The organism is Vulcanithermus mediatlanticus (assembly GCF_055385885.1).
On the sequence record NZ_AP042385.1, the window covers coordinates 801916 to 814996 of the forward strand.

A 13081-nucleotide genomic window follows, 5' to 3' on the forward strand; every position below is an offset into this window, starting at 1 on the left:
CATGCTGGCGAGGGTACGCACGATGGCGCTTTGGGGGCTCGAGGCGGTCCCGGTCACGGTCGAGGTGGACGTGGCCCCCGGCTTCCCCTCGTACACCGTGGTCGGCCTTCCCGACACCGCCGTGAACGAATCGCGCGACCGGGTCCGGGCCGCGATCAAAAACGCCGGCCTCCCCTTTCCCCAGGGCCGGGTGGTGATCAACCTGGCCCCGGCCGACCTCAAAAAGGAAGGCCCCAGGTTCGACCTTCCCATCGCGCTCGGGCTCCTGGCCGCCCAGGGCGTCATTTCTCCGGAATCGCTCCAGGCCTACTGGATCGCCGGTGAGCTCGGCCTCGGCGGCACGCTGCGACCGGTCACCGGGGCGGTCAACATGGCCTTAAAGGCCCGGGAGACACCTCCGAAAAAGATGCTGCTGCCGCCCGGGGCGGCCGAGGAAGCCGCCCTGGCCAGCGGGGTCGAGGTCTACGCCCCGAAGGACCTCGAGGCCACCGTGGCCTTTTTGCGGGGTGAGGCGACGCTCGCCCCGGCCCGGCCGGAAAATGGGGACGACGACGCCACCGAACACCCCGACTTCGCCGACCTCAAAGGCCAGGCCAAGGCCCGGCGCGCCGCCGAGATCGCCGCCGCCGGGTTCCACCACCTCCTCATGAGCGGCAGCCCCGGCTCGGGCAAGACCATGATCGCCCGCCGCCTCCCCGGCATCCTCCCGCCCCTCGACCCCGAGGCGGCGATGGAGGTGCTCCGCATCCGATCGGCGGCTGGATTCTCGCCCCGGGGACTCCCCCAAAGGCCCCCTTTCCGCAGCCCACACCACACCGTCTCCGACGCCGGGCTCATCGGCGGTGGCGCGGTGCCCAAGCCCGGCGAGGTCAGCCTCGCCCACCGCGGCGTCCTCTTCCTGGACGAGCTGCCCGAGTTCTCGCGCAAGGCGCTCGAGGTGCTCCGCCAGCCCCTCGAGGACGGTGTGGTCACGATCTCCCGCGCCCGGGCTGCCTTCACCTTCCCGGCGCGGTTTTTGCTGGTGGCGGCGATGAATCCCTGCCCCTGCGGCTTTTACGGCGACCCCGAGCGGAGCTGTACCTGCAGCCCCCACCAGATCCGCCGGTACCGGGGCAAGATCTCCGGGCCCCTGCTCGACCGCTTCGACCTGGTGGTCGAGGTGCCGCGCCTCACCGCCGAAGAGCTCACCCGCGCCCCCGATGGCGAGGCGAGCGAGCCCATCCGGGCCCGGGTTGCCGAGGCCCGCGCCCGGATGATGGCGCGCCAGGGCAAACCCAACGGCTTGCTCAGCCCGGGCGAGCTCAAATCGGTGCTCGACCTCACGCCCACAGCCCGGGCCCTGCTTTCCGCCGCCGCCAAAAAGCTCCTCCTCACCGGCCGCGCCTACGATCGCATCCTCCGCGTCGCCCGAACCATCGCCGACCTTTCGGCGAACGATTCGATCGAGGAAGCCCACATCGCCGAGGCCCTCACCTACCGCCAGACCGCCGCCTTCTACGCCCCTTAGAAACCTGCTAGAGTGAGGAGTTGCATGCGAGACGCCGCGGACGCCCTCGATTTCCCCCGCGTCCTGGCCGCCCTGGCCGAACGCACCCAGACCCCGATGGGCCGGGCGCGGGCGCTGGCCCTGGCCCCCGGGGACCGTGCCGCTGCCGAACGACTGCACGAGCGAATCGCCGAGGCCCGGTTTTTTCCCATCCGGCTCGGCGGGGCGAGCGACCTCTCCCCGTGGCTCACGACGCTGCGACAGGGCGAGCGGCTCGAGAGCGAGGCTCTGCTCGAGGCGGCCCGGACGCTCGCCCTGGCCATGGAGGTAAAGGCCGCCCTCCTCGAGACCGACCTCGAGGGGCTCAAGGAGGTCGCGCTCAAGATCGGCGACCACCGGCCCTTCACCGAGGCGGTGGCCCGGGCCCTCGACGAACACGGCGAGGTCAAGGACGACGCCAGCCCCCGCCTCAAGAAGATCCGGGCCCGGCTCGAACCCTTAAGGCGCCGCATCCAGGAGCGCATGCACGCCCTCCTCGACCGCTACGCCGAGGCTCTTCAGGATCGCTACATCACCGTGCGCCGCGACCGCTACGTGCTCCCGGTGCGCGCCGAGCGACAACACGAGGTGCCGGGGATCGTCCTCGACCAGTCGGGCTCCGGGGCCACCCTCTTCATCGAGCCCCTGACCGTGGTGCCCCTGAACAACGAGCTGGCAAAGCTCCGCCTGGAAGAAGAAGCCGAGGTCCGGCGGATCCTGGCCGAACTCTCCTCGCGCCTGGCCCAGGATCCGGGCGTCGAGGACACGCTCGAGGCCCTGGGCGAGCTCGACCTGGCCGAGGCCGGCCACCGCCTGGCCGAGGACTGGAACCTGGCCCGACCGAGCTTCGGGCCCAAAGGGCGCTACCGCCTCGAGGACGCCTTCCATCCCCTAATCCGCGATCCAGTCCCCAACGACATCGAGCTCGACGATAACCGGCGTATTCTGCTGGTCTCCGGCCCCAACATGGGGGGCAAAACCCTCCTGCTCAAAACCCTGGGGCTCGCGCAGCTCATGGCCCAGTCCGGCCTCTTCGTCCCGGCGAAAAAGGCGACGCTCCCCTTCGTGCGGGAAGTCTTGGTGGATATCGGCGACGAGCAAGACGTGCTCGCCAGCCTCTCCACCTTCGCCAGTCACCTCGAGCGCCTCAAGCGCATCGTCCTTGAGGCCGACGAAGAGGCGCTCTTCCTCATCGACGAGCTGGGCACCGGGACCGACCCCGACGAGGGCACGGCGCTGGCGGAGGCGCTGCTTGAGGTCCTCCTTCGGCGGGGCGCCCGGGGCATCGTTACCACCCACCTCACCCCGCTCAAGGTCTTCGCCGGCGAACACCAGGGCATCGAAAACGCCAGCATGGCCTTCGACGCCGAAACCCTGCGACCCACCTACCGCTTGAGCGTGGGCACGCCGGGCCGGAGTTACGCCTTTGCCATCGCCCGCCGGCTCGGGTTCCCAGAAGCGGTGCTCCGGCGGGCCGAAGCGCTCATGGGCGAAGGCCAAAGGACCCTCGAGGCCCTGCTCGAGCGGCTGGAGGCGGAAAGGGAGGCTCTCGAGGCCGCCCGGGCCGAGGCTGAATCGGCGCGCCGGCGGGCCGAAGCGCTCGAAGCCAAGCTGGCCAGCGAGCTGGCGGCGATCGAGACGGAACGGCAAAGGCGCCTCGAAGAAGCGCGCCAACAGGCAGACAGCCTGCTCCTGGCCGCCGAGCGTGAGATCAAGCGGCTCAAGACCCAGGCCAAATCCCCCCAGGCGAAAAAAGATGCCCTCAAACGCATCCTCGAGCTGCGCCAGCAGGTGCGCCCCCAGCCAATGCCCACCCCCTTCCCCGAACTCAAGCCGGGCACCCTGGTCGAGGTTCCGGAATACCGCGCCAAGGGCAAGCTGATCCGGATCTCCGGCGACGTCGCGGTGGTGCAGCTTGGCGCCCTCAAGGTCACCGTGCCCGCCGCGCACCTCAGGCCACGGGACGTAGGAGCACCAAAACCCAAGGAAGCGGTGGTGGTGAAATCGGGCTTCGAACCCGAACTCAACGTGCGCGGCCTCAGCGTGGAGGAGGCGCTCTTGGCGCTGGACGAATTCCTGACCGAAGCCCGGGCGCTCAAAGAATCCCCGGTCCGCATCCTCCACGGCAAGGGGACCGGCGCCCTGCGGACCGCCATCCGGCAGGCGCTCAAAAGGGACAAACGGGTGGAACGCTTCCACGACGCCATGCCCTATGAGGGCGGTCACGGCGTGACCGTGGTCCACCTCAAGCGTTGATGGCAAAGGCTCCGCAATTTAGAGTGGGAGGATAGCAATGGGACGCTGGCCCGACGAATTCGTGTGGAAAGACCCCCTCGCCGACCCCAAAACGTGGGACCGGCTGGGGGTGGTGATGTTTTTCAACCTCGAGTGCCCGGGCTGCATCGCCCGCGGCATTCCCTTCCTCAAACGCCTGCGGCGCGACTACGGCGACCGCTTCCACGCCCTTGCCATCCACACCGCCTACGGCCACAAGCACTACCCGCGGGATCAGGTCGTGCCCCAACTCGTGCACTTCGCCCGCGACTTCGCTCGGCTCGATTTCCCGGTCGCGCTCGACCTCGATGGGGCGATCGCCGAGTCCTGGGGCGTCGAGGGCACGCCGCACTGGCTGGTGTTCGCCCCCGGGGGCGAGCTCCTTCGCAGCATCTTCGGCTCACAGGACGGCGCCCGCACCCGGCTCGCCTACCTCTTCGAAGAGCGCCTCGGCCCGCCAGGAGGTTCGCCGTGAAACCGGCCGGGACCGACCCCCGCCCCTCGATCCTCGAGGCCGAGCCGGTCGACGGGCTCCCGGGCCACGGCTTTCGCAAGGCCCAGATCTCAAGCTGGCTCTACAAAAAGGGCGCGCGGGAATTCGAAGAGATGACCGACCTCCCCCGGCGCTTCCGGGATGAGCTCGCCCGAACCTGGCGTCTCGGCGAATTCTCGCTGGTTCAGGCCTTTCCCTCGTCCGACGGATCGGTCAAGTACCTCTTTACCCTCCTCGACGGGCAGCAGACCGAGGCCGTCTACCTCCCCTACCGCGACCGCAAAACGGTGTGCCTCTCGAGCCAGGTCGGCTGTCCCGTGGGCTGCACCTTTTGCGCCACCGGCGCCCTGGGCCTCGGCCGCAACCTCAGCCCCTGGGAGATCCTCGACCAGCTCCTGGCCATCGCCTACCACCAGGGAATCGGCCCCCGCGAGATCCGCAACGTGGTGCTCATGGGCATGGGCGAGCCGCTTTTGAACCTCGAGGCGGTGGCCAAAGCCGTGCGCCGGATGATCAACAAGAACGCGCTCGCCATGAGCCCTCGGCGAATCACGCTGTCGACGGTGGGCATCCCCAAAGGGATCCGCCGCCTGGCCGAACTGGGCCTTGGGGTGAAGCTCGCGCTCTCGCTCCACGCCCCGGACGACGAAACCCGAAAAAAGATCATCCCCACCGCCAAGGCCTACCCGGTGGAAGAGATCCTCGACGCCGTGGCCGACTACTTCCAGGCAACCCGCCGCCGGGTGACCCTGGAATATGTCATGCTCAAGGGCCAAAACGACCATACCTGGCAGGCGAAAAAGGTCGCCGAGCTGGTGCGGCGGCGCGGCATCGTGGCCCACGTCAACCTGATCCCTTTGAACCCCTGGGACGGCGCGCCGGTCTCGGGCACGCCCCGGGAAGGGATTCGCCGCTTTGCCGCGGTCCTCGAGGCCGAGGGCATCCCGGTCACCGTGCGCTGGAGCCGCGGGGTGGACGTGGGGGCGGCCTGCGGCCAGCTGGCGCTCAAAGAATCGCGCGCGGGCCTCGCCTTCCACCCCAAACGCTCACCTCTTTGAGCCCAAACGTCGGTCGTTTGCATTTTTTGGGCCCCGCCGTGGCAAAAGCCACGGCGGGGCCCTTAGACCAGGGGCCGGATCCGCGCCATCACCGCCTCGAGCGGCGCGCTAAAGACGCCGATGGCGTAATCGGCGACGCCGCCAACCCAAACCAGTTCGTCACCGTAAATGAAAAGGCCGTTGCCATAGAGCGTCAGCGGCCGGTCACCGTAGCACTCGTTCAGTCCCTGGGGCGCGAGCAGGTAATCCGAGACCCCGAGCAACGCCCCTTGGCCGTCAACCCGGGCCAGCCCGTGCCGGTAGGAAAGATCCTCCTTAAAAATGCCGTGATACCCCACGAGGAAGGTGCCGTCCCCCAGGGCCACGGCATTCGTCGACCAGCCCACCTTGTACTCGAAGGTCTCGGGGGCGAGCACCGGCTCCAGATCTCGGGCCTCGAGCGTCGCCCGGTCGAACCGCCCCCGCCAGCAGGTGTCGGGGATTCCGGGCAGGCTCGGTCGGAGCAAAAAGGCGTCGCCATCCAGGAAGGTCGCGTTCTTGACCGGAATGTGCGATGCCTCGTTCCGCCCCTCGATCCGGATCAAGCCCTTTCGGCGAAGGCGCAAATCTTTCCCGAGCTCCGCCAGCGCCAGGGCGGCGGTAAAGACGTCCTTGCTGTCCGTCTCCCAGGCCTCGCCGAGCTTGCCCACCGCGGTGTAAAGGAGGGCATAGCCATCCCCCATCCTGTGGGCCCGGGCGTCCTCGCAGCCGCGGACGGCATCGAAGCGCTCGGTGGGGTAGAGAACGATATCCACGGGAACGGGGCGGGAAAAGCGGCCCGAGAGCAGCGCCTGCACCGGAATCTCGAAATGGCCCACGGCCGAGGCGTAGCTGTAGTACTCGAAGATGAGGCGGGGGAAGACGTGCACCACGTCGCCCACTAGCACGGCGCCCGGGTTGAAAAAGGCGATGGGCCGCGGCCGGAGATAATTCTCGACCCGGACTTCATCGGGACCGAGGTAGGCCCGACGAGTAAAGATGTCGTCGGTCTGGGGACGTCGCACGCCTCTTGCCTGGCGCAAAAAACGCTGGGCCTTGGCCAGCAGGGGTTCACTGCCGCCGCTCGATGCCATGGCCCATTTTGGACCCCCGGCGATGAGGAGCGGATGAAGCGGGCGGCGCCGGGGATATACTCCTTAACATCATGGAAAGACAAGGCAAGCTGAGCCTGGAGACCCTCGCCGACTTGATTGCCGACGGCGAGATCGAAACGGTCATCGTCGCCTTTCCCGACCTCTACGGGCGGCTCATGGGAAAGCGCTTCGACGCCGAGTTCTTCCTCGAGGAGGCAGCACGGGCGGGCACCCACGCCTGCGACTACCTCTTCACCGTGGACATGGAGATGAACCCCGTACCCGGCTACACCTTCGCCAACTGGGAACGCGGCTACGGGGACGTGCACCTGGTACCCGACCTCAGCACCCTCCGCCTCGCCGCCTGGCACTGGGCGGAAAACTCGGCCATCGTCATTGCCGACGTGGTCGAGGACCAAAGCCACGAGCCCGTCGCCCTGGCGCCACGGAACATCCTCAAAGCGCAGCTTTCGGCGGCGAAAGCGAAGGGGTTTTCGGCGATGGCCGCCTCCGAGCTCGAGTACTACCTCTTTGAAACCCCCTACGCCAAGGCCGCCCAGCGCGGTTACCGGAATCTGGCCCCGAGCGGCTGGTACCTCGAGGACTACCACATCCTCCAGGGGGCCCGCAGCGAGCCCTTCACCGCCGCCGCCAGGCGCGACCTCAAGCGCTCGGGGATTCCGGTGGAAAACTCCAAGGGGGAGTGGGGCCTGGGCCAGCACGAGATCAATCTGCGCTACGCCGAGGCGCTGGAATCGGCCGACCGGCACGTGCTTTTTAAGGAGGCGCTCAAGGAGATCGCCGACCAGCAGGACCTGGCGGTGACCTTCATGGCCAAGTTCATGAACGGGCGGGCGGGGTCGAGCTGCCACATCCACATGAGCCTGTGGCGCGAGGGGACGAACGCCTTCGTCGGCGACGAGCCCGTGGGCCGGGCGCGGGTCTCACCTATCTTTCGCCACTTCCTCGGCGGCCTGATTCGCTACGCCCCCGACTTCATGGTCTTTTACGCCCCAACGGTCAACAGCTATAAGCGCTACGAAGACGCATCCTGGGCCCCGACGCGGCTGGCCTGGAGCTACGACAACCGCACCGCGGGCTTTAGGGTGGTGGGCCGGGGGAACAGTCTCCGGATCGAAAACCGCATCCCCGGCGCCGACACCAACCCCTATCTGGCCTACGCCGCCATGCTGGCGAGCGGCCTTAAGGGCCTGGAGGAACAAATCGAACCCCCGCCCATCTTCGAAGGCGACGTCTACGCCGCCCGCGAGCTCCCCCGCGTTCCCCAAAGCCTCGAGGCGGCCACCCGAATCTTCGCCGAGAGCGAGGTGGCAAAGGAAATCCTCGGCGAGGACGTGCACGCCCACTACGTCCACTTCTTCCAGACCGAGTGGGAAGCCTTCCGCGAAGCCGTCACCGACTGGGAGCGGATGCGCTACTTCGAACGGATCTAAGTCCAAAGCCACGGGCGGGGCACTTCGCCGCAGTAGGCTAAGGCATGGCGGGTCAAAGGCTCAAGGACAAGGTGGCCCTGATCACCGGGGCCGCAAGTGGCATCGGCAAGGAATCGGCCCTCCTGTTTTCGTCGGAAGGCGCCCGGGTCGCGGTGGTGGACCTCAACGAGGCGGCCGGGCACGAGGTGGTCGAGACCATCCGGGCTCAGGGCGGCGAGGCCATCTTCGTACGGGCCGACGTCGCAAGCCCCGAGGATGCCGAGCGGATGGTGGCCGAGACCGAAGCCGCGTTCGGCAAGCTCGACGTGCTCTTCAACAACGCCGGGGTGATGCTTCCGGGCGACGGCGACGCGGTGGGAACGCCACTGGACGTTTTCGAGAAAACGCTGGCCATCAACGTCCGCGGCGTGTTCCTGGGGTGCAAGTACGGGATCCCCGCCCTCCGGCGTGCCGGCGGCGGGTCGGTGATCAACACCGCTTCCTTCGTCGCCACCCTGGGAGCGGCCACGCCCCAGATCGCCTACACCGCGAGCAAAGGCGCGGTGCTCTCCATGACCCGGGAACTGGCGGTGATCCACGCCCGCGAGAACATCCGCGTGAACGCCCTCTCGCCGGGCCCCTTGCGCACCGAGCTCTTGATGAAGTTCCTGGACACCGAAGAAAAGCGACAAAGGCGGCTGGTCCATATCCCCATGGGCCGCTTCGGCGAGGCCAGGGAGATGGCTCGGGCGGCGCTCTTTCTGGCCTCGGACGAGTCTTCCTATATGACCGGCGCCGAGCTCCGGGTGGACGGCGGCATCACCGCCGCCTACGTCACGCCCGAGTAAGGAGTGGGCGATGAAAAAGGTGCAAAAGACGATTTCGCCGGTGGACGGCTCGGTCTACCTCGAGCGCGAGCTCGCCCAAGACGAGGACGTCGAACGCGCCCTCGAACGGGCCCGCAGCGCCCAGAAAGCCTGGCGCCAGCTGCCGCTCGAAGAGCGAGTGGCGATCGTGGACCGGGCGGTGGCCTGGATCGTGGATCGCGCCGACGAGCTCGGCGAGGAGCTCAGCTGGCAGATGGGCCGGCCGGTTCAACACAGCCCCGCCGAGCTCAACCGAAGCTTTAAGGAACGGGCCGAGTACATGCTCGAGATCGCCGGGCAGGCTCTCGCCGACCTCAGGCCCAAACCCAAAGCCGGCTTTGTGCGCTACATACGGCGGGAGCCCCTGGGCACGGTGCTGGTGATCGCCCCCTGGAACTACCCCTGGCTCACCTCGGTCAACACCGTCGTGCCGGCGCTGGTGGCCGGGAACGCGGTCATCCTCAAGATGTCATCGCAAACCCCGCTGGTCGCCGAGCGCTACCTCGAGGCCTTCCAGGCCGCGGGGCTCCCTCCGGGGGTGTTCCAGTATCTCCATGCCGACCACGAGACGGTCGCCAAAATGATCCAGGACCCGCGGATCGACTCCGTGGCCTTCACCGGCTCGGTCCCCGGTGGCCACGCCGTGGTCAGGGCCGCATCGAGTCGCTTCGTGGGCACGGGCCTTGAGCTCGGGGGCAAGGACCCCGCCTACGTGATGGAGGACGCCGACCTCGAGTTCACGGCCCGGGAAACGGCCGACGGCGCCTTTTTCAACGCCGGCCAGTCGTGCGCCGCCATCGAACGCATCTATGTCCACCAGGCGGTCTACGACGAGTTCGTGGACCGCTTCGTCGAGGTCGTCCAAAGCTACCGGCTGGGGAACCCCCTCGATCCGGAAACCACGCTCGGCCCCCTGGTCCGCACCAGGGCCGCCGAGTGGGTGCGGGAGCAGATCGAAGACGCGATCACCAAGGGCGCCGAAGCCCTGATCGACCCCAAACGCTTCCCCGCCGACCGGCCCGGCACCCCCTACCTGGCGCCCCAGGTGCTCGTGAACGTCGACCACGGCATGCGGGTGATGGTTGAAGAGAGCTTCGGGCCGGTGGTCGGCATCATGAAGGTCGCGAACGATGAGGAAGCCCTGCGCCTGATGAACGACAGCCGCTATGGCCTGACCGCTTCGCTCTGGACGCGCGACCTCGAGCGCGCGGCCCGCCTCGGGGAAAGGGTCGAAACCGGAACCGTGTTCGCCAACCGGGCCGACTACCTCGATCCCGGGCTGGCCTGGACCGGGGTCAAGGACACCGGCCGGGGCGTGACCCTCTCCGAGCTCGGCTACCACCAGCTCACCCGGCCGAAGTCGTTCCACCTCCGCCAGCTGGGCTGATCGGGCCATACGGAAGCCCGAGGCGAGCCACGGAGGGCCCGCGGAAGACCCCAGGGCGCTCACCGCATCCTGGCGGCGGCCATGGCGAGCCAGCGGGGGTAGGCCTTCGCGTCAAAGGGGTTTGGCAGCTGGAAGGGCCCGACGAAGACGGTGGGGGTGCCCCGGAGGCCGAGCCGTTCCGCCTCGGTGCGCATCATCGTCACCACGTCGAGGTATTTTTCCGACGCCATACAGTCAGCGAAGCGCCCTCTATCGAGACCGAGGTCTTTGGCGATCCGGAAATAATTGGCGCCCTTTTTGGCGGCCAGATCGGCAAAGAGCCGGTCGTGGAAGGGCCAGAACTTTCCCTGCTCGGCGGCGCACTCGCTGGCGCGGGCGGCTTCAGCCGCGTCCGGGTGAATTCCGACCAGGGGAAAGTGGCGGTACTCAAAACGCGCCTGGCCCGTATTCACGAGTTGCCGGATGACCTTCGGCAACACCTCGAGCGCCAGTCGCTGGCAGTAGGGGCAGTAGAAATCGGCGTACTCGCGGATGAGGGGACCCTGCTTACCCAGAACGTGCCGCGGCGTCCCAAAGGCCTTTTCCGGGACCTCGAGGGGAGCGACTTCGATCCTGACCAGATCTTGTCGGACCTCAAGCGTCAGCACGAAGGCTTCGCCGAGCTTCACCCCCACCGGGCGACCCTCGGCGGCGACGGCCTCGGCGTTGGCCTGGAACCACTGGGCATAGGCACCCGCGATTTCCGGGATGCCCACCGCCGCGGCGATGACCCTGCCCTGGGCCTCGATATCGTCCCGGGGGCCGGTGTAGCGCACCCGGTAGAGATACCCCGCGAGGGTCTCCACCTCCAGGCGGCCTTTGGCGAAGGCAACGGGCTCGGCGGCAGGGGCGAGACCCAGCGCGGAGAAGAAGGGGCCGGGCCCGTTGCCGATCTCAGCCAGGGCCAGGCCCATAAAGGCGAAGAGAACGACGATGGTTCGCACGCTTTTCACTATAGGGCCTTCGGGGCCGCTACCCCTTGTTATAGAAGTCGCTCTTGGTGTAATACTCCGACATCACCAGCTTCAAAAAGGCCACCGCCGGCACCGCGAGGAGCGCCCCCCAAAGCCCGAAGAGCACCCCGCCGGTGAGGATGGAAAGGATCACCGTGACCGGGTGAAGCTGGGTGGCGCGACCCAGGATGAGGGGCGAGAAAACCTGGGCCTCGAGCTGGTTGGCGAGAACGAACACCGCCACCGTGCCCAGCACAAACGGCCAGCCCTTGGCCGCGGCGAGCAAGACCGCGGGCACGATCGAGATCACCACCCCCAGGTAGGGGACCAGGTTGAACACCCCGGCGATGAAACCGAGCGAGGCGGCCAGGGGAACCCCCAAAACCCAAAGGCCCACGCCGACCACCGTGCCCACGAGCGCGGCGACCACCAGCTGACCGCGCACGAAGCCGCCGACCGCCCGGTCCACGTTCCGCGCCAGGTCCTTCACGAAGGGCTGGTAAGGCCTGGGGAAGGCTTCGATCAGCGTCCGGCCCACCTTGGGAAAATCGAGCATCAAGTAGGCAGCGACCAAGAAGACCAAAACCAGCTGGAAGATGCCGCCGACGATCGCCGCCAAGCCCTGGACCAAGCCCTTGCCCCCCGCGACCAAGGCCTCGATCCAGCCAAGCAAGGTGCCGGTGATGTTTTGCAAAAGGGCGCCGAGCCCCTGGGAGGCCTTGGTCACCGCCTCGCTCAGGGGGGCCTCGAGGCCATAAGGCTTCAGCCAGCGCTCAAGCCACCCCGGCGCCCCCTTGGCCCAGCCCAAAACCCGCTCCGCCAGGGAAGGGATGTCCTGGACGAAGCTCGAGAGCTGGAGGAAGACCTGGTAGACCAACACCGAGGCCAGGCCGAGAAACAGAAAACCCAAAATGTAGACCACGAGGACGCCAAGGCCTCGAGGAAGCCGCCGCCGCTCGAGGGCGACGATCAGGGGGTTGGCCAGGTAGGCGAGCGCATAGGCGGCGGCGAACACCACCAGAACCTGACCGGCCCGGATCAAAAACGCATACAGGACGTAAAGGCCGAGCAAAAAGGTCGCGACCCGAACGTAAGGGTTCCGCCACACCGCGATAAAAGCATCTCGCATCTTAGCTGCATCTTAAGTGAAGGGCGTAGCTCAAGGGGTTTTGGGGGGCGCGGGCGCCAGGTAGGCGAAAAACGCCCGCGCCGCCTGGCGGAGCTGCTTGGGATCCATCCCCTGACCGAAGTAGTGCCCCTCGCCGACCTCGCCCTCCCAAAGCTCAAAGAGCAGCCGGGGCGCCGCCCGGCTCCCCCTGGCGGCGTAACTCGTGCCGCTGTTGCCCACGTTGCCGATCCACTCGCCCCGGCGGACCGCCGCCCCCGTGCGGATCTGGGGCGCGATGCGCGAGAGGTGGGCATACACCGACACCCGACCGTCGGGGTGGCGGATCCACACCTCGCGACCTCGCAAAAGATCCATCTGTTCGGCGTCCGCCCCCTCTTTCACCGCGTCGATGAGCGCCGAAAAGGCCGCTTCATCCAGATCCCGGTAATCGAGGTCGGCCTTGATCACCTCCCCATCGGCCGCGGCCACGACCCCAAGCCCGTAGACCACGGGCAGGCACGGGTCCTCATCGGTGAAGACAAAGCCGTAGGACACGCCGCTGCGGTAGGGTCGTGGCGCGCCGGGAAGGTAGGCCGGGTTTTGCGGCAAGCAGGCCCCCGGCAGGGGGAGCTGGTAGCGGAGCGTTTCCTCAGCCCTGGCGGGCTGTGACGGCGGCTCCGGCGCGGTCGAGACCACCGCCTGCCCAACGGAACGCGAGGCCAGCGCCCGCTCGCTCCTTTGCCAGGCGACGGTCACCACCAGGGCATAAAGGGCGATCAAGAAGAGGAGATACCACCCGGGTTTCAGCCCCATAGGCTCATTCTGACACGCCG

General features: G+C 67.6%; 11 protein-coding genes. 7 read left to right on the forward strand and 4 right to left on the reverse strand.

Annotation, left to right across the window (positions count from 1 at the left end; genetic code table 11):
• Position 1 precedes the first annotated feature (1 nt).
• Genes ACZ5BT_RS05070 through rlmN form a run of 4 tightly spaced genes read left to right on the forward strand, consistent with a single transcriptional unit; the run spans position 2 to position 5350 of the window.
• Entirely contained in the window at positions 2-1507 is a 1506-nt protein-coding gene (locus ACZ5BT_RS05070) for a YifB family Mg chelatase-like AAA ATPase (RefSeq protein WP_464885526.1), read from the forward strand.
• Between the two features lie 24 nt (positions 1508-1531).
• Positions 1532-3781 carry an endonuclease MutS2 gene (locus ACZ5BT_RS05075; protein ID WP_464885527.1) on the forward strand — a complete coding sequence of 750 codons (2250 nt, stop codon included), beginning with the start codon at positions 1532-1534 and terminating at the stop codon, positions 3779-3781.
• 37 nt (positions 3782-3818) lie between these two features.
• A complete protein-coding gene (locus ACZ5BT_RS05080; RefSeq protein ID WP_464885528.1) occupies positions 3819-4274 on the forward strand; it encodes a TlpA family protein disulfide reductase in 456 nt (151 codons plus the stop codon).
• Complete coding sequence (gene rlmN / locus ACZ5BT_RS05085; RefSeq protein WP_464885529.1) at positions 4271-5350, forward strand: dual-specificity RNA methyltransferase RlmN; 1080 nt, start codon at positions 4271-4273, stop codon at positions 5348-5350. Before ACZ5BT_RS05080 ends, rlmN begins: the two co-directional genes overlap by 4 nt.
• Before the next feature lie 62 nt (positions 5351-5412).
• Here the strand turns inward: rlmN and ACZ5BT_RS05090 are convergent, their stop codons facing one another.
• Complete coding sequence (locus ACZ5BT_RS05090; RefSeq protein WP_464885530.1) at positions 5413-6462, reverse strand: glycoside hydrolase family 130 protein; 1050 nt, start codon at positions 6460-6462, stop codon at positions 5413-5415.
• A 71-nt stretch (positions 6463-6533) separates the two neighbouring features.
• Here ACZ5BT_RS05090 and ACZ5BT_RS05095 point away from each other — a divergent pair, with 71 nt between their 5' ends.
• From ACZ5BT_RS05095 to ACZ5BT_RS05105, 3 genes are read left to right on the forward strand one after another with little or no spacing between them, the layout of a single operon-like run.
• On the forward strand, positions 6534-7916 hold the full coding sequence (locus ACZ5BT_RS05095) for a glutamine synthetase family protein (RefSeq protein WP_464885531.1): 1383 nt from the start codon (positions 6534-6536) through the stop codon (positions 7914-7916).
• Between the two features lie 44 nt (positions 7917-7960).
• On the forward strand, positions 7961-8743 hold the full coding sequence (locus ACZ5BT_RS05100; RefSeq protein WP_464885532.1) for a glucose 1-dehydrogenase: 783 nt from the start codon (positions 7961-7963) through the stop codon (positions 8741-8743).
• Positions 8744-8753: 10 nt separating this feature from the next.
• Positions 8754-10148, forward strand: a complete 1395-nt coding sequence (locus tag ACZ5BT_RS05105) for an aldehyde dehydrogenase family protein (protein ID WP_464885533.1) — start codon at positions 8754-8756, stop codon at positions 10146-10148.
• A 59-nt stretch (positions 10149-10207) separates the two neighbouring features.
• On the opposite strand, the gene ACZ5BT_RS05110 is transcribed toward ACZ5BT_RS05105, so the two are convergent.
• From ACZ5BT_RS05110 to ACZ5BT_RS05120, 3 genes are read right to left on the reverse strand one after another with little or no spacing between them, the layout of a single operon-like run.
• The gene (locus ACZ5BT_RS05110; protein ID WP_464885534.1) at positions 10208-11131 is read right to left on the reverse strand and encodes a DsbA family protein; all 924 of its coding nucleotides are present in this window, start codon (positions 11129-11131) and stop codon (positions 10208-10210) included.
• Between the two features lie 28 nt (positions 11132-11159).
• The gene (locus tag ACZ5BT_RS05115) at positions 11160-12269 is read right to left on the reverse strand and encodes an AI-2E family transporter (RefSeq protein ID WP_464885535.1); all 1110 of its coding nucleotides are present in this window, start codon (positions 12267-12269) and stop codon (positions 11160-11162) included.
• A 30-nt stretch (positions 12270-12299) separates the two neighbouring features.
• Positions 12300-13061 carry a M23 family metallopeptidase gene (locus tag ACZ5BT_RS05120; protein ID WP_464885536.1) on the reverse strand — a complete coding sequence of 254 codons (762 nt, stop codon included), beginning with the start codon at positions 13059-13061 and terminating at the stop codon, positions 12300-12302.
• Positions 13062-13081: the final 20 nt, after the last annotated feature.